The organism is Qipengyuania algicola (assembly GCF_042492175.1).
In the GTDB taxonomy this organism is placed as follows: domain Bacteria; phylum Pseudomonadota; class Alphaproteobacteria; order Sphingomonadales; family Sphingomonadaceae; genus CAJXSN01.
Genome location: NZ_CP170453.1, coordinates 1,241,744 through 1,265,808 on the forward strand (window position 1 = coordinate 1,241,744; position 24,065 = coordinate 1,265,808).

A 24,065-nucleotide genomic window follows, 5' to 3' on the forward strand; every position below is an offset into this window, starting at 1 on the left:
CTCTGATGGAATCGCAAGCGCTCGTCATTGCAACAGTCGGTGTTCTGGGAATCGGCGCCCAATGGGTTGCGTGGCGCACGGGCTGGCCCGCAATTGTCCTGATGCTGCTGGCTGGCTTTCTGGCCGGGCCGGTCTTCGGCATTTTCGACCCTGAAGAAACCTTCGGCGATTTGCTGGAGCCGATGATAGGCCTCGGCGTGGCCCTTATCCTGTTCGAAGGGGGCCTGAGCCTCGACCTGCGCGAATTGCGCCATTCGGGCGATGGCGTCTGGCGACTGGTGGTGTTCGGTGTCCCGCTCGGCTGGCTGTTCGGAGCACTCGCCGCCTATTATGTGGCCGGTCTTGTCTGGCCGGTTGCGATCCTGTTCGCCGGAATTCTGGTGGTGACAGGGCCGACCGTGGTGATCCCGATGCTGCGGCAGTCCAGCGTGCAGACCCGCCCGGCCTCGACGCTGAAATGGGAAGCCATCGTCAACGATCCCTTCGGCGCGCTGGCCGCGGTCATCGCCTACGAATATTTCCGCATCGCCGCCGAGACACCCGGAGCCTCGGTTTTCGAAGTCGTGCCCCCGCTCATTTTCGCGGCAATTATCGCCGGACTGCTGGGCTTTGCGGCCGCCGCCGCCATTGCCTGGGCTTTCCCGCGCGGCGCGGTGCCGGAATATCTCAAAGTGCCGGTGCTGTTCACCACGGTGATCGGTGTCTTCGTCATTTCCAACAAGATCGAGCACGAGGCCGGGCTGGTCGCCGTCACCGTGATGGGCATTGCGCTGGCCAATATGAATGTCTCCAGCCTGCGCAGCATCCACCCGTTCAAAGAAAATATCGCCGTCATTCTGGTATCCGGCATCTTTATCCTGCTGTCGGCCGGGCTCGATTTCGAGGAATTGCGTGATTTCGAGTGGCGCTTCGGCCTGTTCCTTCTCGCGCTCCTGTTTCTCGTGCGTCCGGCCACGGTGTTGCTCAGCTTGCTTGGAAGCTCGGTGCCCTGGAACGAGCGCCTGTTCCTCGCATGGATTGCCCCGCGCGGCATTGTGCTGGTCGCCATTTGCGGCCTGTTCGCGTTGCGCCTGAACGAGCTGGGCTATGGCGATGGCTCGATCCTCGTGGGTCTGAGCTTCGCGGTGGTCGTCACTACGATCATCGCGCATGGATTCACGGTCGACTTCGTGGCCAAGCTGCTCAAGGTGAAGGGCGATACACGGCCCGGCCTTCTGATTGCCGGCAGCACGCCGTGGACCATTGCCCTCGCCAAGCAGATGCTGGAGCTGAAGACACCGGTCATGATCGTCGATTCGAGCTGGCAGCGCCTCGCCGCCGCCCGCCGTGCCGGTCTGCCCTATTACCACGGGGAAATCCTGAACGAAGCGACCGAGCATAATCTCGATCTGGGGCCCTATCAGGTGCTCGTCGCGGCAACCGATAACGAGGCCTATAACGCGCTGGTATGCAACGAATTCGCGCACGAAGTCGGTCGCGATTCGGTTTACCAGCTGGGCGATTCGGATGACGAGGACCACCGCGCCTTGCCGGAAAGCTTGCGGGGCCGGTCGCTGTTCGAAAGCGGATTCGGCGTAGGGGACGTGCAGGAACGCCAGCAGCAAGGCTGGGTGTTCCGCCGCACAAAGCTGTCCGACCAGTTCGATTTCGAGGACGCGCAGGAGAAACTGCCCGATTCGACCCATATGCTGCTCTTGCTGCGCGAGAGCGGGCGGATGCGCTTCTTTACCCACGCTGCCCGCCCCGAACCGCGTGCGGGTGATGTCATCGTCTCGTACAGTCCGCCGCAGCCGAAAACCGCGGATGAGATGACCGCCAAGCGCGAGGCGCGCAAGGACAGCAAGAAACCGAAAGATAAGCCGAAGGATGGGGGCAGCGGCGCGCGTCCCAAACCGGCATGACAATGAGGATGAGCATGACACTCCGCACGCTTCTCGTGGCCACGGCGAGCCTGGCGCTCGCTGCCTGCGCGGATGCCGATCCGGCTCCGGAGCCCACGGCTGATATCGAAGAGGCCCCGAGCGCCAATACCGGAGAGCAAGCCTCCATCATTCGACCGGATATCGAGATTGCGCGAACGCTGGAGCTGGAACCGCTTACGCTCACTCTTGGATTTGGCGATAGCGGCACGGAATTGACCGGCGAAGCGGTCAACGCGCTCTCGGAGTTGCTGGAAAGCCCGCAAATTGCGCAGTTCGATGGCTTGATTACCTTGCGCGGCCACAGCGATGCGGGGGGCAATGATGCGCTCAATCTGCGCATGTCTCAGGAGCGCGCTGATGCTGTGGCGCAGTGGCTGGTGGACAATGGCGTGGCCGAGAGCCGCATCACCACCGTCGCCTTTGGCGAGCAAAATCCGCTGGAGCCGAACGCCCTGCCCGATGGCACACCGAACGAGCCCGGGCGCGCGGCCAATCGACGGGTCGATATCCATGTTGCGGTGCCCGAAGGGGCGACTATTCCCGCGCCAGCCGAACCCGAAGCACCAACCACCGAACCGGGCGCGACAGGCAGTCTGCTCAGGGACCCTGTTGGCAGCTAGAACCGGCGATGGTGCGTCGAAATGGTTGACCAACCGCCCCTGCCGGTGGCATCGGCGTTTCTCTCGGATCGCGGGTATAGCATAGTGGTAATGCTCTAGCCTTCCAAGCTAGCTAGAGGGGTTCGATTCCCCTTACCCGCTCCAGAGACCGCACCCGGCAAGGACCAGGTCAAAGGCCGAATGCCCCCAGACAAGCTGATGACACCCGGCCCCTGCGACCCTTAGGTGCGGCCCTCGCGCCGGCCCATGGGGACGGCCTCGGGACGCGCCCCATAGGGCTGCTCTTGCGAGCAATGATTGTTTATCACACTTTCCGAATGTTACGCGTCACCTAGGTAGGGGACAGGCAGATAAGCCCTTGGTCAGGCTCGATTAATCCATGCCTTCTAGGTTCATCCAACAGCAAGATTATCGATCAATCTTGTGCTCCCGATCCGGGCCGCCACAAGCAGCCTTGCGGGTTCCTCACCCAGCTTTTCCAGCACCTGCAGCGAACCTGCATCCGCAAGATTGGCATAGTCGACACTATCGAAGCCGGAGGTCAGCAAGACCTCGCGCAGGGTCGCCATCGCTGTGTCGGCGGGCGCGCCCATTTCCATCTCGGCCTTGGCCAGCTGCATGGCATTGGGAAGTGCAGCGGCGGCCGCGCGCTGCGGCGGGGTCAGATACCGGTTGCGGCTCGACATGGCGAGACCGTCGGGCTCACGCACAGTCGGCACGCCGATAATGTCGGTGACATGCGGGCGGGTAAGATCGAGATCGCGCGCCATCGCGCGGATGACTGCCAATTGCTGCCAGTCTTTCTCCCCGAACAGCGCCACATGCGGCAGCACCTGATGGAATAGCTTGCAGACGACAGTGGCGACTCCGTCGAAATGGCCCGGGCGGTTTGCACCGCAAAAGCCTGCGCTCACGCCCTCCACCGCGATGGAACTGGCAAAGCCCATTGGATACATCTCCCCGACAGTCGGGGCCCACAAGAGCGAAACGCCCTCTGCCTCCAGCATGGCGCTGTCCTCTGCCAGCTGCCGCGGATAGGCGTCCAGATCCTCGTTCGGGCCAAACTGGGTGGGGTTCACGAAAATCGAAACGGCAACGTGATCTGCGTGCTTTGCCGCCTCGCGCACCAGCGTCAAATGCCCCTCATGCAGAGCGCCCATCGTGGGCACCAGAGCCAGGCGCGCGCCGCCATCGGTCAGCGCGGCAACCTCTGTTCTCAACATGTCCAGTCGTTCGAATGTTTGCACGGATTCCAGCCCTTCGATATGCCAAGCCCTGTAATAGCGCTGGCCCGCGCCCGATACCACCGCGAGCCATACAATCCGAAGGACCCGTCCGCGTGACCCGAAACCGCCCCCACCGCATTGTTTTCGCAAATGAAAAGGGCGGCACCGGGAAATCGACGACAGCGGTGCATGTTGCGGTCGCGCTGGCCTATGGCGGGGCCAAGGTTGCGGCAATCGACCTCGATCCCCGTCAGCGCACGATGGACCGCTATCTCGAAAACCGCGCCGAAACCGCCGCGCGCCGCAAGATCGAGTTACCAACGGCCACCAGCGCGGTGTTTGATGGCGATGATGTGAACGCGCTTGAAGACCTCGTTTCCAGCCATGCCGCAGAGGCCGATTTTGTGCTGTTCGATACGCCGGGCCGTGACGATCCGATGGCGCGCCATGCCGCCACGCAAGCCGATACGCTGGTCACTCCGCTGAATGACAGTTTTGTCGATTTCGATCTGATTGGACAGGTGGATGCGGAGACGTTCAAGGTCCGCCGCCTCAGCTTCTATGCCGAACTGATCTGGGAAGCACGGATGAAACGCAGCCGCGCGACCATTGACGAGCAGCGCGGCGAAATGGACTGGGTCGTGGTGCGCAACCGCACCGGCCATGTCGAGGCGCGCAATATGGCGCGGATCGAGCGAGCACTGACCGAGCTCAGCAAGCGAGTCGGATTTCGTATCACTGCCGGCCTCAGCGAACGGGTGATTTACCGCGAATTGTTCCCCAGCGGGCTTACGCTGCTCGACAAAGGACATCTGGGCGATTTGGGCACCAGCCATCTGGTTGCGCGTCAGGAACTCAGGCAATTGCTCAAGGGTCTGAACCTTCCGACCATTCCTAATATGGCGCGACAGCTCGAACCCGCCTAAGGTCACCGCCAATGATGCGGTTTCTGATCATTGTCGCTGTGTTGTCACTCGCCTGCCGGGTCGTCTTCGGACGCTGGCCGTGGCAATATTTGCGGGCCCGCTCGACCCGGGCGCAGGCGGTGTTCAATGCCCGCAAACTTCTCTCTGTGCCCGCAAATGCCAACAAAGCTGAAATATTGGCCGCGCATAAGCGGCTGGTCGCCATGGTCCATCCGGATCGCGGCGGCACCAACGCACAGGTCCACGAGGCTTCGGCTGCGCGCGACCTTCTCCTCGATGAACTCCCAGATGAAGGCCCGACCCAATGAGCCATACGTTCAATCCGACCATCCTGCGCGAATACGACATTCGCGGCATCATCGGCGAAACGCTGGAAGCCGAGGATGCCCGCGCCATCGGGCGCAGTTTCGGCACGATGATGGTGCGCGCCGGCGGCAAGACCGTGGCGGTCGGCTATGACGGGCGGGTCAGCTCGCCCATTCTGGAGAGCGCGTTGGTCGAAGGCCTGACTGCCAGCGGCTGCAACGTAGTGACTATCGGCATGGGTCCCACCCCGATGCTGTATTATGCCGAAGCTTCACGCGAAGAGGTGGATGGCGGCATTGAAATAACCGGCAGCCACAATCCCGCCAATTACAACGGCTTCAAAATGGTGTTTCAGGGCCGACCGTTTTTCGGGCAGGACATCCAGGACCTCGGCGCCATGGCCGCTGCCGGAGACTGGCTCGACGGAGCTGGCGAAGTCACTGATCTGCCCATTCTCGACGACTATATAGACCGGCTTATGGGGGCACTGGACGGGATCGACCATGACAGTCTGGCCGGGCTGCGCATCGGCTGGGATGCCGGAAACGGCGCCGCCGGTCCCGCGCTTGAGAAGCTCGTTGCGAAGCTCCCTGGTGAACATCATGTCCTGTTCGCTGAAGTTGATGGCAATTTCCCCAATCATCATCCCGATCCCACTGTTGAGGCCAATCTGGCCGACCTGCGCACTCTGGTCGCCGACAAGAAGCTCGACTTCGGTGTGGCTTTCGACGGCGATGGCGACCGGATCGGCGCAATCGACGGCGAGGGCCGCGTGGTCTGGGGTGACCAGCTACTGATGATCTACGCCGAGGATCTATTGGGGAGACTACCTAACGCCACGATTATCGCGGATGTGAAGGCGAGCCGCGCGCTGTTCGATCATGTCGCGGAGCATGGCGGGACGCCGGTGATGTGGAAGACCGGTCACAGCCTTATTAAGTCCAAAATGAAGGAAACAGGCGCTCCGCTGGCCGGCGAAATGAGCGGCCATGTGTTCTTTGCCGACACCTATTACGGCTATGATGATGCTCTGTATGCCGGGCTGCGCCTGATGGCGGCCTCGGCCAATCTGGGCAAATCGGTCACGCAGTTGCGCGGCGCGATGAAGCCGATGATCAACACGCCGGAAATGCGGTTCCAGGTCGACGAGTCGCGCAAATTCGCCGCGATCGACGAAGTGAAGGCGCGTCTTGCCGACAGCCCCGCAGATGTCGACAGCACCGACGGTGTGCGCGTGACCACCGATGACGGCTGGTGGCTGCTGCGGGCCTCGAATACGCAGGATGTGCTGGTCGCCCGGGCAGAAAGCGATGATGAAGCCGGTCTGGAACGCCTGATGGCCCAGATCGACGAGCAGCTGGGCCTGAGCGGTCTGGAGCGCGGCGAACAGGCGGGGCATTGAAACCGGTCGTCGCCGGATGAGCCCCGATCCATGGAAAATACTGGGCATCGGGCCGACCAGCGATGCCTACGCTATCCATGACGCGTATCGCCGCAAACTCGCCAAGCTAAAGCTGGACACGCCGGCGGAACGGTATTCGCAGCTCATGCATGCGCGGACCGATGCGCTGAAGCAGGCGCAGAACGCACAGACGGGGGTAAGCGATCGGACGGAGGCAACGGAAACGGCCGCGGTTTCCGAGACCAACCGAACCGATCAGTCGGAAAGGGCCTTCCCCGCCTCGCCACGCGTCGTTCTGGTTGGCAGCGAGGATCAAAAGCCTCCGAAGGACGCTTCCGGCCCGGCATCGCGGGAACATCCGCCAGCCTTTGCCACACAGCCATTTTTCGACAAGCTGGATCGCTTTCGCCTTTATGCCGCAGGCGTCGGCCTCCTCTTGGTTGGCATCTTCATGCTGACCGAAGTGGTCGACGACTTTCGAGAGGGATGGAACGACGCCGGGGCCTATTACGACGAATACGAGCCGCTTCCCGATGGCCCTGCCAGAGACCGCGCCGACGCGGCAGCGGTTCAGCTGTTCGGTACCGACGTGACATGGCGGCAGGTGGAGGAAGCTGACCCGTGGATGGCAGGTGCGCTGGTTCGGCGCGTGGCATGGGATGAAGAGAATGACCTCGCGACCAGTGTCGCAGAGGCCCGGTCAAGCCTGCGCCTTGCCATGCTCTTCTCGCGTCTGGACTTGCCCCGCTCTGACGTCGTGGCGGTCAATCGGCTTTACCTTGGCTGGCTGAAGACGGCTCTGACCCAGGAAGACGGTGCGTGCCGCGAAGTGACGGGACGAGCCTTTTTCGATGGTATCCCCCGAATGGGCGAGGAGGCTTTGAGCAAGGAGCGTCAGCTTGTCTGGCGCTTGATTCGCGATGAATCCCTGCACTACACCGAAGGGGAAATCGTCCCTCTTCGCTTTCCGCAGGATATTTTGGAGGCAGCGTCCGAAAACTCGGGGGTGGGTGTCCCGGCGCTCCGGCGCAGTATGTCAGAAATAACCGAGCCCGGAAATTGCGCCGCCACGATTGCCATTCTTGAGGCGACGCTGGATCAGGGTGAAGATGCGCCGATCGACTTGCTTCGGGGCATATAGCCTGCCCCGCACTCGGCCTTTCCGGTTAAGACTGTGTTGGGGTGGGATCGTTAGATTGCAGGTAAACGGCCTAGAGGTGGATACGATGAAGAAAATGGGAATGTTGATCGCAGCGCCGCTCGGTGCATTGGCTCTTGGCCTCAGCGCGCCGCTCGCGGCGCAAGACTGGTCGAGCACTTCTTCCGAAGAAATGTCGGCCGAGGATATGGCGGCTTTCAGCGTAATGATGGGCGGCATGTTCGCGCCCGAGCCCCTGACCGAGGAACAGACCGCGCGGTTGCCGCTGGCCAACGCTGTGGTGAGCAAGATGCTGCCGCCCGGCTTCTATGAAGAACTGATGGGTGACGTCATGGGTACGACCTTGCGGCCCATCCTTTCGATGTTTTCCGGCCCGGAGATGGTCGTTATGGGCAGCGTCTCGCTCGATCAGGGTCTGCCGGAATTGTCCGATGGCGAATGGGCGGAGCTCGCCGAAACGCTGGACCCAGCCTATGCGACGCGCACCGACACCATGATTGCCGCCATGACGTCCGGTATGGGCGAGATGTTTGCGGTGATGGAAGGGCCGATGCGTGAAGGCATGGCGCGGGCCTATGTCACGCGCTTTACGACCCGGCAGCTGGAAGAGATCGGAGCGTTTTTCGATACGCCCACAGGGGCGCTCTATGCGCGCGAATCGATGGCGATGGCGGCGGACCCGCAATTCATGTCGTCGATCATGGGTTCCATGCCGCAGATGATGGGCCAGATGGGCGATTTCGAAGCCACTATGGAAGCTGCGATGGCCAATGTGCCTGAAGCGAAGGCCTTCGATCAGCTTTCCGGCGGGGAGCGCGAAAAGGCGGCGCGCCTTCTGGGCATTAGCGTCGAGCAATTGCGGGCGGGCATGGCAGCCGCCGCCGAGGCCAAGGATGCAGACGAGACAATGGAGTATGAAGGGGAGTAAGAGGGGGAGCAAGAAGCGCCGACTATCGGGCCGCTGTTCTCTGCCGGTCAAATATGCTTGATCGGCGCGTGATGCTGCTGCCCGCCCTTCCCGCATGTCTGTAATCCCGCCCGAAATCGAAGCGTGGTTCTCCAGCCGCGACTGGCGCATTCGACGGCATCAGACCGCAATGCTGGAAGCCAGCGATGCGGGGCAGCACAGCCTGCTGGTCGCGGACACGGGCGCGGGCAAGACGCTTGCCGGGTTCCTGCCGACCCTGGCCGCCTTCACGCCCTCGCGGCTGGCGGGGGCAGAGCCGCCGGAGGGCCTGCACACGCTCTATATCTCGCCGCTAAAGGCGCTTGCCCATGATGTGCAGCGCAATCTGGTGACGCCGGTCGAGGAAATGGGGTTGCCGGTGCGGATCGAGACCCGCAGCGGCGATACACCGTCCGATCGCAAGCGTCGCCAGCGTGAGCGCCCGCCACACATTCTAATGACGACGCCCGAATCGCTCTCTTTGCTGCTGAGCTATCCGGAAAGTGCGACGCTGTTTGCGGGCCTCAAGCGCGTGGTGGTGGACGAAATCCACGCTTTCGCGACCGGCAAGCGTGGTGATTTGCTCGCTTTGGCGCTCTCCCGCCTGCAGGCATTGGCGCCGGATATGCAGCGCGCTGCCCTGTCCGCCACCGTCGCCAATCCGGAAGCCTATCGCGGGTGGCTGGCCCCGTGGGGCGATATCGACACAGTGACATTGGTGGAAGGCGAGCCGGGCGCGCCTGCGGAGGTCGAGATTCTGCTGCCCGATGAGGAGCGCATCCCGTGGGGCGGGCATGCCGCGACCTGGGCAATCCCCCAGCTGACCGAGGTGATCAGGGCCAACCGCACCACGCTCGTCTTCACCAATACGCGGTTTCTGGCCGAGTTCGTCTTCCAGAACCTGTGGGACGCGAATGAGGACAATCTGCCCATTGGCATTCACCACGGAAGCCTGAGCAAGGAAGCGCGCCGCAAGGTCGAGGGCGCAATGGCACGGGGCGAATTGCGCGCGCTGGTGGCGACGGCTTCGCTCGATTTGGGGGTCGATTGGGGCGATATCGATTGCGTTGTGCAGATGGGGGCGCCGAAGGGGTCCAGTCGCCTGCTCCAGCGGGTGGGGCGGGCCAACCATCGCCTCGACCAGCCTAGCCGCGCGCTGCTCGTGCCCGGCAATCGCTTCGAGTTTCTGGAAGCGACCGCAGCCAAGGATGCGGTGGATGCGGGGCAGCGCGATGGCGAGGATTTCCGCCCGGGCGGGCTGGATGTGCTGGCCCAGCACGCGATGGCTTGCGCCTGCGCGGGACCATTTGATGAAGCGGAGCTGCTGGCCGAAATCCGCTCCAGCCTCGCTTATGCCTGGGTGGACGATACGATCTGGCAGCGCGTGTTGAACTTCGTGGCGACCGGCGGGTACGCGCTGAAGGCCTATGACAAGTTCCGCCGGATCGTACGGGAGAAGGACGGGATGTGGCGCCTAGCCCATCCGTCGCAGGCTGCGCGGCACCGGCTTAATGCAGGCATCATCATGGATGGCGAGATGATCTCTGTCCGGTTCCGCAATGGCCGGTCACTGGGGCGGGTGGAAGAGCGGTTTGCCGCCCAGCTTTCGCCGGGCGACACCTTCGCCTTTGCCGGGATGGCGCTCGAGGTGGAGAAAATGAAGGACATGGAGGTGACTGTGAAAGCCTCCTCCAAATCGGCGATGATCCCGTCTTATGGCGGCGCGCGAATGCCGTTGACGACGCATCTGGCGGACCGGGTGCGCGGTATGCTGGTTGACCGCGCAGGGTGGGGCCGTTTCCCCGACGATGTGCGCGAATGGCTGGAGGTGCAGGACTGGCGCAGCGAAATGCCAGGCCCCGACAATTTGCTGGTCGAAAGCTTCGTCCACGGGCAGCGGCACTACACCGTCTATTACACCTTTGCGGGCTGGAATGCGAACCAGTCGCTCGGCATGTTGATCACTAAACGGATGGCCGATCGCGGCCTGATGCCGGGCGGTTTTGTGGCCAATGACTATTGCCTCGCCGTGTGGGGGCTGAAGCCGGTGAAGGATCCCTTGCCGCTGCTCTCGCCCGATATTCTGGCGGACGAGTTTATCGATTGGGTGCAGGATTCGCATCTCCTGCGCCGCTCGTTCCGCGAGGTGGCGGTGATCGGCGGGCTGGTCGAGCGCCAGCAGCCGGGCAAGCGCAAGAGCGGCAAGCAGGTCACCTTCTCGACCGATCTGATCTACGATGTCTTGCGCAAATACGAGCCGGAGCATGTTTTGCTCGAGGCCGCATGGGCCGATGCGCGCGAGCGCATGACCGATGTTGGACGGCTGGCCGACGTGCTGGAGACAGCGGCCGAGCGGCTGGTTCATGTCGAGCTTGACCGGGTCAGCCCTCTGGCAGTGCCTGTCATGGTCATGATCGGGCGCGAGGCCACCCCGCAAGGCGCAGTCGATGACGAGCTGCTCCTGGAGGCCGAGAGCCTCGCGGGCGCTGCCATGCGGGTGGATGAATTGCCCGGCTAGCGCCGCGTTTCCAAGAATGGCGGCTTGGGTGCGGCGGCGTGTTCTAGAGAAGGTCTTCCAGGGCCTTACGAGTTGCGCGGGCGGACCCAGCTTCTCGCTAACGACCGAATGTGCGGTGCTGATCGTTGCCAACAAACGCAAACTGTTCGATCCCGGCATCTTTGATCAGGGCAATGGTTTTTGCCGATCGATCATAGCTTGCATTGGAATGTGGTTCGAAGCGGACGGTCGCCTTGTCGCCCAGTTTGGAAGTAGCAGCCAATTGATTGAGAAGCGCGTCGTCGCCCATCGCACGGCCATTCCAGAATAGTCTGTCTGTGGCGCTGATCGACACCGTGTTTTGCTGCGTAACCGCAAACGGCGCATCGCCGGATGGGAGCGGCACCTCAAGAGAATGTGTGGAGAGCGGCATGGTCAGGAGAATCATGACCAGCAGCACAAGCAGGACATCGATCAGCGGGGTCATATTGAGCTCGCCGGTCGAGCGCGGCGGCAAGGGGCGGTAGGGGTTGGTGCGACGCATCATCATTCTCCCTCTTTTAGACGATACAGTGTATCATGACATGCGAGGGGAATGCAAATGAGGCACTGGCGTCTGGCGCTGGGCATTTGGTGACCGGCAGTTTGCAATGGTGTGATTATGGCCACCAACATTCTCTCCCGATCAAGGGCGCGGCGATCAGGGACCGGCACAGTCACAGGCACAGGCACAGGCACAAAAAAAGGGGCGGATCGCTCCGCCCCTTTCGGTGTTTATCAGCTCGCAAATGCTGCGGTTATTTGCCGAAGCTGCGATATTGTTCGTTGCCGACGAAGCCGAACCGGGTGACGCCCGATCCCTTGATGACGTTCAGCACGCGGGCCGAAAGGTCATAGCTGGCCGAAGCCTCGGGTTCGAATTGCAGTTCCGGCTCGGGAACGATGTTCTTGGTGAACTGCAGATTGCGAACCAGCTCGTTCTGGTTGATCGCTGTGCCATTCCACAGAATCTCGTTCGCCTGGGTGAGGACGATCTTGTTCTGGTCCGGCTCGATCATGTTCTCCGGCGGAGGATTGGGATCGGGCTGCGGAAGGTCGATATTCACCGCGTGGGTGGCGACCGGGATGGTGATAATGAACATGATCAGCAGAACGAGCAAAACGTCGATCAGCGGAGTCATGTTCATGTCCAGCATCGGCGCGCCGTCGTCTTTGCCGCCTGACATTGCCATATGCGTTACTCCTTAGTTCTCTGTGGCCCGATCAGCCGTTCGGATCGACCGGGTTGGAGATGAATCCGACAGTCGGATAACCGGCTGCCTGAACATTGTAGATGGCCCCGGCAACGCAGCGCCACGGGGCGTTCTTGTCACCGCGAATATGGACCTGCGGAATAGCTTCCGGATCGTCCATGATCGCTTCGGGCCCGCCCGCACGCTGCACAATGGCATCGAGACGGCTGAAAGCCTGATCGTAGAGTTCTTCCGATGTCACAGGGGTGACATTGTTGAAATAGATCCGGCATTGCCCGCCGCGCGATGCGCCCTGGAAATTGCCTTCCCCGGCGGCCACGCCGGCGTCATCCGTCGTACTCACAGTCAGGAGCAGGTTTTCCACCTTATCCTTCGACTCGACCGACTCCATGATCGGAATTTCGAGCTTTTCAATCGTCTGAATGGCGACCGGAACTGCGATCAGAAAGATGATCAGCAACACCAGCATCACATCGACGAGCGGGGTGGTGTTGATGTCCGACATCGGCGTTTCGCCGCCTGCCATCGAAATTGCCATGGTTACTTCCTATCCGTGTACCGAGTAAGTTTCGAGGTTGGCGGGCGACCCGTGTGGGCCGCCCGTAACCATCCTTACTTCTTGACCGTGGTCGTTGCCGGCTTGGCGGCCGGCTTTGCAGCAGGCTTGGCCGATGCAGCAGTCATCACCTGCGGCTTGATTGCGCCGTTGGAGTTGATGTTGGCCAGCAGGTCGGTGGAGAAGCTGGAGAGCTTCTCGGCGATCCGGCGATTGCGGCTCTGCAGCCAGTTGTAGGCCAGCACGGCAGGCACGGCCACCAGCAGACCGATGGCGGTCATGATCAGAGCTTCACCAACGGGGCCGGCGACCTTGTCGATCGAGGCCGAACCGGCGAGGCCGATGTTGATCAGAGCGCGGTAGATACCGATCACCGTACCCAGCAGACCGATGAACGGTGCGGTTGCACCCACCGATGCGAGGAACGGGAGACCGCCTGCCAGCTTGGCATTGATGCTGTCTTCGGAACGCGAGAGCGAACCGTGCAGCCAGTCATGCGCTTCCAGCTTGTCGGTCATCTTGCCGTGCTTGTCGTCGGCTGCCAGAGCGTCATCGACCAGCTGGCGCCATGCGCTGTTCTTTTCCAGCTTGGTTGCGCCGTCACGCAGCGTACCGGCCTTCCAGAACTGCGAGCGGACCTGCTCGTACTGGCTGTTGATCTTGCGCTGCTCGAGGAGCTTGGTGAACAGAATGTAGAACGAACCGATCGACATGATCACGAGAACGCCGAAGATGAACCAGGCGATCGCACCGCCCTGTTCCATGGCTTCCCAGAAACCGAACTGGTTTTGCGGTGCGGCTTCCCCGGCCGCTGCGGTAAGAATTTCAAAGGTCATTGTTTCAGTCCTCTCGGAAAAAGAGATAATTCAGAAGGTTGGGCGTCAATCCGGCAATACGTACCGGATCGATTGCGAAGTTGTGGAGCTAACCGGGTTGCCCGCATCGTCCAGCGCCGGGTTGTACCGCGCGTAACGCTGCATACCACGGCACGCGGCCTGATCGAGTGCACTTGAACCCGATCCACCAGTAACCGTGCAGGCAGAGACCCGCCCGTTCGCACCCACAGTGATCCGCATCGTCACAGTACCCTGTTCCTCGGCGCGCAGAGCACGCGAGGGGTAATCACCCTGAATACGGCCAGCCCAACGGTTGAGGTTGTCAGGCGAAGCAGCCCGTGCCTGCGAAGGCGGCGGGGGTGGCGGTGGCGGCGGCGGAGGCGGCGGAGGCGCGGCAGCCGGTGGTGCCGGCGGCGGTATGACTCGCGCAGGCGGCGACGGCGGCGGAATGGTCTGCACCGTACGAATTGGCGGCGGATTAGGCGCAATGCTAATCGGCGGCGGGGGCGCAACCGGCGGCGGCGGTGCCACATCCGGAATTTCTTCGGGCGGTGGTGGCTCTTCTTCTGGTGGCGGCTCATCCTCGATGTCCACCGTGGTCACCCGCTCAACGACCTTCTTGGCCGCTTCGTAGGCAAGTCCGGTGACGAGAATATAGCCGATAGCCACATGAATAAGAGCAACGATGATGATCGCAATTATGCGATTACCGCTCATCTCTTGGTCAGCATAGGCCATGCAGTCGCATCACTCCGTCTGCACCGGGCATCGCCCGGCAGGTTCAACCGGGCATGAAAACCCGGCAATTTATAGTCGAACCCGGTGCGCAAACCGTCATGGAGTTGAGGTGTCGACCCCTCCTCCGGCTGCTTGCCGGGGTTTGTCGTGAGGAGCCGATTCTGTGTGTCGCCTTCCCCAAGACCAGCGCTTTCCTTAGCATTCAGCGGCACGCGCGCAAACGCTTTCTCGGTTAAGCCGCAATTCACTGGTCGCCTTGTTCTAATGGATGCACCCGGCCAATGTTCCCTATGCTAAGGGGGTACGCCCTCTTGGAGATGTCGATGTCACGCCCGCCCACGCCCCTTTCCCCTGCTGCGCCTGTATGGCTGGCTACCGCCGCCCTTGCGCTCTCTGCCTGCACGGCGGTCGGGGCGCAGGAATTCCCCAATGCGGGATCGGCCCCGATGCAGCCGACATATGCGGATCTGGCCGATCTCTCCGACGGAACTCCGCTGGTTCTGCGGGCCGAAATCAAGCGCCAGGCCGAAGTCGACCGCGAGCGTGCGCCGGGCCTGCCGATGGATCAGGCGCGGCTGTATATCGAGGCAGAAACGATCTCTCTGATTGCGGGCAGTGTGCCGGTCGGCGAATCGCTCAAATATCTTGTAGACGTGCCGCTGGATGCGCGTGGCAAGGTGCCGAAGCTGAAAAGAAGCGAGGTGATCCTGTTCGCACGCCCGGTGCCGGGCCGCGCTTCAGAGATCCAATTGGTGACCCAGTCCGCACAATTGCCGTGGTCAGCCGAGACCGAGCAGCGCCTGCGACCCATCTTGGCCGAACTGGCCTCCCCCACATCGCCTCCGCGCGTCGATGGCGTACGGGATGCCTTGTCGGTCGCGGGCAACCTGACGGGCGAATCGGAAACGCAGCTGTTCCTGAGCACCCAGAGCGGTCGCCCAGCCTCCATTACGGTTGTGCGCCGGCCGGGGATGGAGCCCGGATGGGGCGTATCCTGGACCGAGATTGTCGATCGGTCTGCCAGTCAGCCTGCCCGCAACACGCTGCCATGGTACCGCTTGGCTTGCTCCTTGCCAGCCGCTTTGCCGGTGGAGGCGAATTTGTCGAACACCGAGATAGACCGCAGCCGCGCGGCCCGCGATTACGCCTATGTAATCGAGTCGCTGGGCCCATGCCCCCGCACGCTGTGATGCAGCGTGACTGACGCTCGCAATGATAAGGTCAGAGTCGACATGGGATAGGTTCCCTCAATTCCGCCTAGAGTCAGGCCAAGATTAACTGCGTGCATAGCAGGCGATAGGGCCGCTAGAGGCTGGCAGCATGAGCGAGAATGAAAGCGAAACCTCTGCCCGCCCATCGGGACCTGCCGGTCTGACAAGCCAGAAGCCACTGCGTCTGGGCATTGCCGGTCTCGGAACGGTCGGAGTTGGTGTCATCCGGCTGCTGGCCGAGAACCGTGACCTGATCGAGGCCCGCAGCGGGCGCCCCATCGAAGTGGTTGCTGTCACCGCGCAAACCCGCGCAAAAGATCGCGGGATCGATCTTGCGCCCTTCGCCTGGGCGGAGACAATGGACGATCTCGCGCAGCGCGGTGATGTCGATGTGGTTGTCGAGCTGGTCGGCGGATCGGGCGGGTCTACCCTGGCGCTTGCGCAGGCTGCACTGCAGGCGGGCAAGGGCGTGGTCACGGCAAACAAGGCGATGATTGCGCATCACGGCCACGCGCTCGCCACGGCAGCCGAAAGCAGCGGCGCGCCCTTGCGGTTCGAGGCCGCAGTCGCTGGCGGCATTCCGATCATATCGGGCCTGCGCGAGGGCGCATCGGGCAATGCGCTCAAGCGGGTTTACGGCATTCTCAACGGCACCTCCAATTACATCCTCTCGCAGATGGAATCGTCCGGCGCTGATTTTGCCGAGACACTCGGCGACGCGCAGGCGCTGGGTTACGCCGAAGCCGATCCCGCCTTCGATATCGACGGGGTCGATGCCGCGCACAAGCTGGCGATCCTGTCGGCGCTTTCCTTCGGCACGCAGGTCGATTTCGACGGGGTGGAAATCGAAGGCATCCGGCAGGTGCGCGCCGTGGATATCGCCCGGGCCGACGCTCTGGGATTTGTCGTCCGGCTGATCGGTGTCGCCGATATCGAGAACCAGCCCGGCGGTGTGCCTCGCCTGCTGCAGCGGGTGCGCCCGTGCCTTATTGCCAAGGATCACCCGCTCGCCCCGATTGACGGGGCAACCAACGCCGTAGTCGCGGAAGGCAATTTCTCGGGACAATTGCTGTTTCAGGGCGCCGGGGCGGGCGAAGGACCGACCGCCAGCGCGGTGGTGGCCGACATTATCGCTATCGCACGCGGCGACCGGACGCCGCCGTTTTCGATTCCTACCGGCAGTCTGCGACCAGCGACCCGTGCCGATTCGGGCGCACGCGTCAGCCGGTCCTATCTGCGCTTTACCGTCGCGGACAAACCGGGCGTGCTGGCGGAGCTGGCCGCAGCCATGCGCGATGCCGATGTCTCGATCGAAAGCCTGATCCAAGACGGCTCGCCCGGACAGGACGGCGTCTTGATTGCGATGGTCACGCATCCCGGTCCGGTGGCCAATGTGCGCAAAGCAGTGGCTGCGGCGAAACAGTCGCCCAGCCTGACAGGCGCCCCGTTGGTGATGCCGATCCTGCAGAATTGAACGCCTGAACACTTCGGCTTCACGCGACAGCTTTACTCGACAGGGCCGCGCCCCCTGTCTAAGCGCGCTGGAACACCGCATAGTAGCTGACAGGATGTGCCCGGAATGACCGAACCAACCAGTGGAAACGAACTCGACCGCGTCCTTGTGATGGAAATGGTCCGGGTGACTGAGGCGGCGGCCATTGCCGCATCGAAGCTGATCGGACGCGGCGATGAAAAGGCCGCCGACGCTGCCGCTGTTGAAGCGATGCGTGAAGCCTTCGACCTGCTCTACATGGACGGGACCGTCGTAATCGGCGAGGGCGAGCGTGACGAAGCGCCCATGCTGTATATCGGCGAGAAAGTCGGCGGCGCGCCGGGCAAGGGCCCAAAAATCGACATCGCGCTCGATCCGCTGGAGGGCACCACCATCACCGCCAAGGCCGGCCCCAATTCGCTGGCCGTGCTGGCTGCTGCGGAAGAAGGCTGCCTGCTAAATGCGCCCGACACCTATATGGACAAGCTGGCCGTGGGGCCGGGCTATCCTCAAGGCGTGATCGATCTGGCAAAGAGCCCGACCGAAAATGTGCAGGCTGTGGCTGCGGCAAAAGGCGTCGAGCCGGCCGACATCATCGTCTGCGTGCTTGATCGCCCGCGTCATGCCGAGTTGATCGCAGAATTGCGTTCGATCGGTTGCGGTGTCGTGCTGATCGGCGACGGCGATGTCGCTGGCGTGATTGCGACCACGGACGAAGACACCACGGTCGATATGTATATGGGGCAGGGCGGTGCGCCGGAGGGTGTGCTGGCTGCTGCAGCGCTGCGCTGTGTCGGAGGGCAGTTCAACGGGCGTCTGGTGTTCCGCAATGACGACGAGAAAGCCCGCGCCCGCAAATGGGGCATTCCCGACGCTGATTTTGACCGCATCTACAAGCTCGACGAACTGGCGAGCGGCGACTGCATCTTTGCGGCCACCGGCGTGACGTCGGGATCGCTGCTCGAAGGCGTCAAGCGCAAGCGGGGCGGGATCATGACGACCGAAAGCGTCGTGATGCGCGCTTCCAGCGGCACCGTCCGGTGGATCAAGGGCGAACACCGGATCTGATCTGTCCGCTAAGTCGGCAGCCCGGAGACGGGAATATGGGAATACCGCAGCCCACTCTGTTGCAAAATGATGACCGCAGCGTAAGCCGCAGACATCACCACCAGCGCAGGAAATACTCCGCATGAAAATCATGGCCGCCAATTCGAACCTGCCGCTGGCCCGGGCCATCGCGGCCTATCTCGAAATGCCGCTGGTCGATGCGGGGGTCCGCCGCTTCGCCGACGAGGAAATCTTCGTCGAGATCCACGAAAATGTGCGCGGCGAAGATGTGTTCGTGGTCCAGTCCACCAGCTATCCGGCGAATGATAACCTGATGGAATTGCTGATCGGGATCGACGCGCTGCGCCGTGCATCGGCCCGGCGAATCACTGCCGTAATCCCGTATTTCGGCTATGCCCGGCAGGACCGGAAGCCCGGCCCGCGCACGCCGATTTCGGCCAAGCTGGTCGCCAATCTGATTACCGAAGCAGGGGCCGACCGCGTGCTGTCGGTCGATCTGCATGCGGGTCAGATTCAGGGCTTCTTCGATATCCCGACGGACAATCTCTACGGCGCGCCGGTCATGGCAGCAGACATTCAGGCCCGCTACGGCGATCAGGATTTGATGGTCGTCTCGCCCGATGTTGGCGGTGTTGTGCGCGCGCGCGCACTAGCCAAGCGACTAGACAATGCCCCGCTGGCCATCGTTGACAAACGCCGCGATCGCCCCGGCGAAAGCGAAGTGATGAACATTATCGGCGAGGTCGAAGGACGGCACTGCATCCTGATCGACGACATTGTCGATTCGGGCGGCACCTTGTGCAATGCAGCGCAGGCCTTGCTCGACAAGGGCGCGACCAGTGTGGCGGCGTATATTACGCACGGCGTACTGTCGGGCGGCGCAGTGGCGCGGGTCAATGGATCGGCGCTGAAGGAACTGGTCATCACCGATTCGATCCGCCCGACCGACGATGCGCTGGATTCGGACCGCATCCGCATCCTGACGATTGCTCCGCTGATTGGCGAGGCGGTCCGCCGGATTGCCGATGAAAGCTCGGTCAGCTCGCTGTTCGACTGAGGGGCGCGTCCGGCCCGCCTAGATCCAGGGCCGTTTCGCACCTTCGTCCAGCCGCCCCAATTCTTCCAGCCGCCGGGCTTGCCGTTGCTCAAGCACGATGGTCAGCAGAGGGCGCGGTTTGGAACGGAATTTTTTCGGCGTCACACCGAAGAATGCCGAAAACTCGCGGATCAGATGCGACTGATCGAAATAACGCAGCATTAGCTCGTCTTCCTCGGCATCATCGGCCACTCCGCAGAGCAGTGCCGCCAGATCGAGCGCCCGCGCGCGGCGGAGAACTCTCTTTGGCGGAATGCCGAAATCGCGCCGAACCGTGCGCTCCAATGTCCGCAAGGCGATTCCCTGTTCCTCGGCGAAGTCGGCGGGCGAAATGTTCGGATCGCGAAAAGCCTGCAGCTCGAATGCAGTGGAGACCGGATCGGGCGGTGGCGGATCATTTTTGGCAATAAAGCGGCGCATCGCCTCCTCCATCGCCAGCGTCCATTCGGCCGGTGAATGTTCGCCCGAGTGAATTTCGCGCAAATCGTCCTGCAGCAGGCCGAACGTATCTTCCGGTGCAATCCGGTCCAGCATTTCGGCGCAGGATCGGCCGGTCAGCGCAAAGAGCGCGCCTGCCCGAAGGCCAAATCCGGCGGAAAAGACATGCCCTTCACAGGTGAGCGGCATGAATTTGGAATGGGGCCCGAACAGCAGGACCTGATCTTCGTATTGTTTCCGGCCCTCTTTGCTGGTCGCTGTCCATCTCGCGCCGAAGATTGAGCGCACATAGGCGAGGTCATTGACCATGCCGCAGGAGATGACGGTGTCGGGCATGGTCGGAATTTTGGCTGCCACCAGCCGCCCGATCCATGGATCGAGATCATCTGCCGCCCGCCTGTTTTCCGATAGCGGCTGCCCGCCATCTCTGGTCACTGCGGCGAGCCGACGCGTTGCGATCACGCCGGGATCGACTGGAATTTCCATCCTCTGCGCCCCTGTCCTGCGCATTGTTTGCGCTCTCAAGGCCGATCCGGCAAGCTTTCAGGCGAATTTACATTGACCTGCGCGGCATGGCTGCTGCCCAATATGGCTTAGGAAGCCTGCGCGCTGATCGGTCGAAACGGACGGCGCATCCATGGCCGCACGGCGCCGGGTTCTATCCTGTCCAGCAATTCGAGCCGGCGGGCTTGCCGGATTTCGAGGCTGAGGGTGAGCAAGGCCTGGCGTTCCTGCGCAAACTGTTTCGGGCTGGTTCCGAAGAAGGAAGAAAAGTCGCGGATCAGATGCGCCTGATCGAAATAGCGCGCGAGAAACTCGTCCGCTTCTTCCTCGTCAGCCACGCCGCACAGCCGTGCCGCCAGATCGAGTACGCGGGCACGGCGCATGATGTGCTTTGGCGAAAGCCCGAAATCACGCTTGCATATACGTTGCAGGGTCCGCAGTTCGACACCATTGGCATCAGCCAGATCGCGCGTGGTAACATTCGGATTGGCAAACGCGGCTTCCTCCACGCGGCGCGTCAATTGATCAGGCTGCTTGATATCATTGCGCTCAATATGATCGGCCAGCCAGCTTTCCAGGCGAGCCAGCCATTGCTCCGGCTCTAGCTCCAGATTGTAGAGTCCCGTGACGCTTGAATCGGAAATGCCAGCCTCTTCTATCGGACGAAGCCGATCGACCAGCACCGCGTCCTCGATACCGAACAGGGCGCGCATGGCGCCGGGCCGAAGCATCAGGCCAGCGACTTTTACGCCCCCGGCATAGCGCAGCGGCATGGCTTTGGTGTGCTGCCCGGTCAGGAATGTCTGGTCGCGTACTGCCACCATTCCGTCGGCGGTCCCGACATTCCAATCGACACCCACGGCGGTGCGCAGATAGGATGCGTCGTTGCACAGCAATCCGTTGATCGGATGACGGGTGGGCTCGTAGGCATAGGCGACCATGGAGCGCCCGATCCACGGGTCCAGACGCTCGTCCGGCCTGCGGTTGATCGACAGCGGCACACCGTCTTGGGTGCGACCTGTTTCCGACAGCATTTCCGGGCTGTAGGCTTGGCGGTTCAAATCCAACTGCTGCTCCGCTCCTTGCGCAGTCCGATCTGCTTTTTCGCTTTCACCGCCGGTCATGCCGCGTGTTCATAAGGGGCGGGCGCGGCTTGTCACGCATTCAATGCTTGCCCGAGCGCGCCGTGCGTGGAACCAGCAGGACTATGACTGAAAAGGATTTCACCCTCGCAAACCGGCTGGCCGATGCTGCCGGTGCCGTTATCCGCCCTGCATTCAGGGGTGACTGGTCGCATGAGCGCAAGGCCGATGCTTCGCCCGTGACCGAGATCGACCAGTCGGCAGAGGCTGCGATGCGCGCCATTCTGGAAGCAGAGCGCAGCGATGACGGGATCATCGGCGAGGAATACGGCACCCGCAACGAGGGCGCGGGGCGGCAATGGGTCCTCGATCCGATCGACGGCACGGTCAGCTTTATGGCGGGCCGCCCGATCTTCGGCACGCTGCTCGCCCTGTTGCAGGATGGCTGGCCCGTTCTGGGCATTATCGACCAGCCGATTGCGGGCGAGCGCTGGGCCGGGCGAATCGGGCATGGCACGACGCTCAACGGCCTCCCGGCGAAGGTGCGGTCGTGCAAGGAATTGTCACAGGCGACGCTGGCTTCGACCGGGCCGCAATATTTCTCCGATGCCGAAGCAGGCGCTTTCATGTCGCTCGCCGCGCAGACATCGCAGCAGGTGATTTGGGGCGGAGATTGCTACAATTACGGACTGCTGGCCTCTGGACACGTCGATATCGTGTGCGAGGCGGGTCTGAAATTGCACGATTATGCGGCTCTGGTTCCGATTGTGGAGGGTGCAGGCGGGATGATGGCCGATTGGCAGGGCAATCCGCTGGATGCCGAAAGCGACGGGACGGTCATCGCGCTGGGCGAGCCGGCGCGGCTGGAGGATGTGCTGGAAGCGATGGGGTAGCGCCCCCGCTGACGGCAAAGCTTGCATTGCGCCCGCAATCCGCTATCTGCGCGCACTTCACCGACACGTGATTCATCCGCCGGTCTGGCCGTTAGGGCTGCCAGGGCTGGTCGGGACGTGTCTATTAAATCGACTTCCGACAGGAGATGAAAATGCCCAAACTGAAGACCAAAAGCGGTGTGAAGAAGCGCTTCAAGATCACCGCAACCGGCAAGATCAAGCACGGCGTCGCTGGCAAGCGTCACCGCCTGATCAGCCACAATTCGAAGTATATCCGCCAGAACCGCGGCACCGAGGTCCTCGCCAAGTGTGACCAGAAAGCCGTGAAGAAATGGGCCCCTTACGGGCTCGGCTGAAGCAGGAGTACTGAGAAATGCCACGCATTAAACGCGGCGTCACCACGCGCCAGAAGCACAAACGTCTCCTCGACCAAGCCAAGGGCTATCGCGGTCGCCGGAAGAACACCATCCGCGTTGCACGTCAGGCGGTCGAAAAGGCCGGCCAGTACGCTTACCGCGATCGCAAGGTTAAGAAGCGCAGCTTCCGCGCCCTGTGGATCCAGCGCATCAACGCAGCTGTCCGCGCCGAAGGTCTCACCTATTCGCAGTTCATGCACGGCGTAAAGCTGGCCGGGATCGAACTGGACCGCAAAGTCATGGCCGATCTGGCGATGAACGAAGAAGCGGCGTTCAAGACGATTATCGCTCAGGCGAAGGACGCGCTCCCTGCCTAAGGGATAACGCAACACAGATTGCGATGGGGCGGCTGTGACACTGTCACAGCCGCCCCTTCTCGTTTGGTCGCTGATGTTTGAGCAATGATGGTAGAAATCGACCTGAAGGGGGGCACTCCGGCAAATTCGCTTGGCATTAACGTGCCTTGCTCTAGACATGCGGCAAATCAGATACGCGCCTGCGATGGCGCTGGAGGATCGCACATTGGGGCGCGACGACGCGCAGAACCGGATAGGCTATGATCAGCGCTTTTTCGCTGCGCCGGAAGGTATGGATGGCTGCTTTACCGCGATCACCCGCCTCACGATCACTGTTCCCGAAGCGCTGCGCGGGCAAGAACACATGCAGCCCGAATGGGCGACTTTGCGCTTTTTCGATCCCCCTCCGACTGATCTGATAGCAGCCAACGGTAGCCATTTCGGCTCTGCGCGTGCGGTGGCCAGCGGGCCCTCCACCTCGCCCAATTATTACCGTGCTCAGGACGTGCATTGCTGGGGCATTGGCTTGTTGCCACTTGGATGGGCGCGGCTGATGAACTGCGATGCGGCGCCGCTTGCCAACGGGCTGTTCGACATTGAAAGCCATCCTGCTTTCGCCGCCTTTGCACCATTGGCTCAGAAATTGCGGGACACGCCGCATCATGATGATGAGGCGCAATATGCGGTGATTTGCGAACACTTGCAGTCGCTTGATCGGCCGGACAGTGATGCGAGCGCAATCAACGCCGCTCACGCCGCCCTGCTCGATCCGGCAACCAAGAACGTGGGCCAGTTTGCCGAGCGCTCGGGGCTTTCGACCCGCACTCTCGGGCGCCTGTGCAATCGCTTCTTCGGGTTCCCACCGGCCCTGTTGCTGCGGCGGCAGCGCCTGATGCGCAGTCTGACGCAGTTTATCATGACCAATGGCCATCGATGGAGCGACACGATCGACGACAGTTTTGTCGATCAGGCGCATTTCGTGCGGGAATTTCGCGCTTTCATGAAGGTTTCGCCGAACCAGTATCTGGGGCAGATCGGTCCCATCCTGCGGGCCGGGATCGAAAGCCGGGCGCAGGCTCTGGGCCGCCCCGTCCAAACAATGGAGCCTCCGGCTTAAGCCACGGGCACATTCGGCGCGCTTCAATCGTGGGCGCCTGGGGCAGTTTCGGCCTTTGCCTTGCA

Annotated in this window: 24 protein-coding genes and 1 tRNA gene; 17 read left to right on the plus strand and 8 right to left on the minus strand. The window is 62.1% G+C overall.

Annotated features, from left to right (window positions below; translation table 11 throughout):
- Positions 1-5 precede the first annotated feature (5 nt).
- The 3 genes from ACFCW2_RS05975 (at position 6) to ACFCW2_RS05985 (ending at position 2,686) form a co-directional block, all read left to right on the plus strand.
- Entirely contained in the window at positions 6-1,901 is a 1,896-nt protein-coding gene (locus ACFCW2_RS05975) for a cation:proton antiporter (protein ID WP_379548714.1), read from the plus strand.
- A gap of 8 nt (positions 1,902-1,909) precedes the next feature.
- The gene (locus tag ACFCW2_RS05980; protein ID WP_379548715.1) at positions 1,910-2,542 is read left to right on the plus strand and encodes an OmpA family protein; all 633 of its coding nucleotides are present in this window, start codon (positions 1,910-1,912) and stop codon (positions 2,540-2,542) included.
- 70 nt (positions 2,543-2,612) lie between these two features.
- Positions 2,613-2,686 (plus strand) — tRNA-Gly (locus ACFCW2_RS05985).
- Between the two features lie 248 nt (positions 2,687-2,934).
- Here the strand turns inward: ACFCW2_RS05985 and panC are convergent.
- A complete protein-coding gene (panC, locus tag ACFCW2_RS05990; RefSeq protein ID WP_379548716.1) occupies positions 2,935-3,789 on the minus strand; it encodes a pantoate--beta-alanine ligase in 855 nt (284 codons plus the stop codon).
- A gap of 92 nt (positions 3,790-3,881) precedes the next feature.
- On the opposite strand from panC, the gene ACFCW2_RS05995 reads away from it, so the two are divergent.
- The 6 genes from ACFCW2_RS05995 (at position 3,882) to ACFCW2_RS06020 (ending at position 11,025) form a co-directional block, all read left to right on the plus strand.
- Positions 3,882-4,694 (plus strand): division plane positioning ATPase MipZ, encoded by an 813-nt coding sequence (locus ACFCW2_RS05995; protein WP_379548717.1) that lies wholly within the window; start codon positions 3,882-3,884, stop codon positions 4,692-4,694.
- A gap of 11 nt (positions 4,695-4,705) precedes the next feature.
- Positions 4,706-5,002 (plus strand): molecular chaperone DnaJ, encoded by a 297-nt coding sequence (locus ACFCW2_RS06000; protein WP_379548718.1) that lies wholly within the window; start codon positions 4,706-4,708, stop codon positions 5,000-5,002.
- Positions 4,999-6,402 (plus strand): phosphoglucomutase/phosphomannomutase PgmG, encoded by a 1,404-nt coding sequence (gene pgmG, locus ACFCW2_RS06005; protein WP_379548719.1) that lies wholly within the window; start codon positions 4,999-5,001, stop codon positions 6,400-6,402. The genes ACFCW2_RS06000 and pgmG overlap by 4 nt, the downstream gene beginning before the upstream one ends.
- Before the next feature lie 16 nt (positions 6,403-6,418).
- Positions 6,419-7,543, plus strand: coding sequence for a hypothetical protein (locus ACFCW2_RS06010; protein ID WP_379548720.1), 1,125 nt, complete (start codon positions 6,419-6,421; stop codon positions 7,541-7,543).
- 100 nt (positions 7,544-7,643) lie between these two features.
- Complete coding sequence (locus ACFCW2_RS06015; RefSeq protein WP_379548721.1) at positions 7,644-8,489, plus strand: hypothetical protein; 846 nt, start codon at positions 7,644-7,646, stop codon at positions 8,487-8,489.
- A gap of 94 nt (positions 8,490-8,583) precedes the next feature.
- The gene (locus tag ACFCW2_RS06020; RefSeq protein WP_379548722.1) at positions 8,584-11,025 is read left to right on the plus strand and encodes a ligase-associated DNA damage response DEXH box helicase; all 2,442 of its coding nucleotides are present in this window, start codon (positions 8,584-8,586) and stop codon (positions 11,023-11,025) included.
- Between the two features lie 97 nt (positions 11,026-11,122).
- On the opposite strand, the gene ACFCW2_RS06025 is transcribed toward ACFCW2_RS06020, so the two are convergent.
- The 5 genes from ACFCW2_RS06025 to ACFCW2_RS06045 all read right to left on the minus strand — a co-directional run bounded on the left by ACFCW2_RS06025 (position 11,123) and on the right by ACFCW2_RS06045 (position 14,387).
- Positions 11,123-11,554: an ExbD/TolR family protein gene (locus ACFCW2_RS06025; protein WP_379548723.1), complete on the minus strand. Its 432-nt coding sequence runs from the start codon at positions 11,552-11,554 to the stop codon at positions 11,123-11,125.
- Between the two features lie 247 nt (positions 11,555-11,801).
- Positions 11,802-12,236 (minus strand): ExbD/TolR family protein, encoded by a 435-nt coding sequence (locus tag ACFCW2_RS06030; protein WP_379548724.1) that lies wholly within the window; start codon positions 12,234-12,236, stop codon positions 11,802-11,804.
- Between the two features lie 31 nt (positions 12,237-12,267).
- Complete coding sequence (locus tag ACFCW2_RS06035; protein ID WP_379548725.1) at positions 12,268-12,795, minus strand: ExbD/TolR family protein; 528 nt, start codon at positions 12,793-12,795, stop codon at positions 12,268-12,270.
- A gap of 74 nt (positions 12,796-12,869) precedes the next feature.
- Positions 12,870-13,649: a MotA/TolQ/ExbB proton channel family protein gene (locus ACFCW2_RS06040; protein ID WP_379548726.1), complete on the minus strand. Its 780-nt coding sequence runs from the start codon at positions 13,647-13,649 to the stop codon at positions 12,870-12,872.
- 45 nt (positions 13,650-13,694) lie between these two features.
- Entirely contained in the window at positions 13,695-14,387 is a 693-nt protein-coding gene (locus ACFCW2_RS06045; RefSeq protein WP_379548727.1) for an energy transducer TonB, read from the minus strand.
- 323 nt (positions 14,388-14,710) lie between these two features.
- Between ACFCW2_RS06045 and ACFCW2_RS06050 the strand changes: the two genes are divergently transcribed.
- The 4 genes from ACFCW2_RS06050 to ACFCW2_RS06065 all read left to right on the plus strand — a co-directional run bounded on the left by ACFCW2_RS06050 (position 14,711) and on the right by ACFCW2_RS06065 (position 19,215).
- The gene (locus ACFCW2_RS06050; RefSeq protein ID WP_379548728.1) at positions 14,711-15,577 is read left to right on the plus strand and encodes a hypothetical protein; all 867 of its coding nucleotides are present in this window, start codon (positions 14,711-14,713) and stop codon (positions 15,575-15,577) included.
- Between the two features lie 130 nt (positions 15,578-15,707).
- Positions 15,708-17,072, plus strand: a complete 1,365-nt coding sequence (locus tag ACFCW2_RS06055) for a homoserine dehydrogenase (protein ID WP_379548729.1) — start codon at positions 15,708-15,710, stop codon at positions 17,070-17,072.
- Between the two features lie 105 nt (positions 17,073-17,177).
- Complete coding sequence (gene glpX, locus ACFCW2_RS06060) at positions 17,178-18,158, plus strand: class II fructose-bisphosphatase (RefSeq protein ID WP_379548730.1); 981 nt, start codon at positions 17,178-17,180, stop codon at positions 18,156-18,158.
- Positions 18,159-18,279: 121 nt separating this feature from the next.
- Positions 18,280-19,215, plus strand: a complete 936-nt coding sequence (locus tag ACFCW2_RS06065; RefSeq protein ID WP_379548731.1) for a ribose-phosphate pyrophosphokinase — start codon at positions 18,280-18,282, stop codon at positions 19,213-19,215.
- Between the two features lie 18 nt (positions 19,216-19,233).
- Here the strand turns inward: ACFCW2_RS06065 and ACFCW2_RS06070 are convergent, their stop codons facing one another.
- Both ACFCW2_RS06070 and ACFCW2_RS06075 read right to left on the minus strand, forming a co-directional pair.
- Positions 19,234-20,178 (minus strand): helix-turn-helix domain-containing protein, encoded by a 945-nt coding sequence (locus ACFCW2_RS06070; protein WP_379548732.1) that lies wholly within the window; start codon positions 20,176-20,178, stop codon positions 19,234-19,236.
- Positions 20,179-20,285: 107 nt separating this feature from the next.
- Positions 20,286-21,257: a helix-turn-helix domain-containing protein gene (locus tag ACFCW2_RS06075; protein ID WP_379548733.1), complete on the minus strand. Its 972-nt coding sequence runs from the start codon at positions 21,255-21,257 to the stop codon at positions 20,286-20,288.
- Positions 21,258-21,403: 146 nt separating this feature from the next.
- Between ACFCW2_RS06075 and ACFCW2_RS06080 the strand changes: the two genes are divergently transcribed.
- From ACFCW2_RS06080 to ACFCW2_RS06095, 4 genes are all read left to right on the plus strand, one after another.
- Positions 21,404-22,171, plus strand: a complete 768-nt coding sequence (locus ACFCW2_RS06080) for an inositol monophosphatase family protein (RefSeq protein WP_379548734.1) — start codon at positions 21,404-21,406, stop codon at positions 22,169-22,171.
- Between the two features lie 152 nt (positions 22,172-22,323).
- Complete coding sequence (gene rpmI / locus ACFCW2_RS06085) at positions 22,324-22,527, plus strand: 50S ribosomal protein L35 (protein WP_379548735.1); 204 nt, start codon at positions 22,324-22,326, stop codon at positions 22,525-22,527.
- A gap of 17 nt (positions 22,528-22,544) precedes the next feature.
- A complete protein-coding gene (gene rplT, locus ACFCW2_RS06090; protein WP_379548736.1) occupies positions 22,545-22,904 on the plus strand; it encodes a 50S ribosomal protein L20 in 360 nt (119 codons plus the stop codon).
- 157 nt (positions 22,905-23,061) lie between these two features.
- Positions 23,062-24,000 carry a helix-turn-helix domain-containing protein gene (locus ACFCW2_RS06095; protein WP_379548737.1) on the plus strand — a complete coding sequence of 313 codons (939 nt, stop codon included), beginning with the start codon at positions 23,062-23,064 and terminating at the stop codon, positions 23,998-24,000.
- Positions 24,001-24,065: the final 65 nt, after the last annotated feature.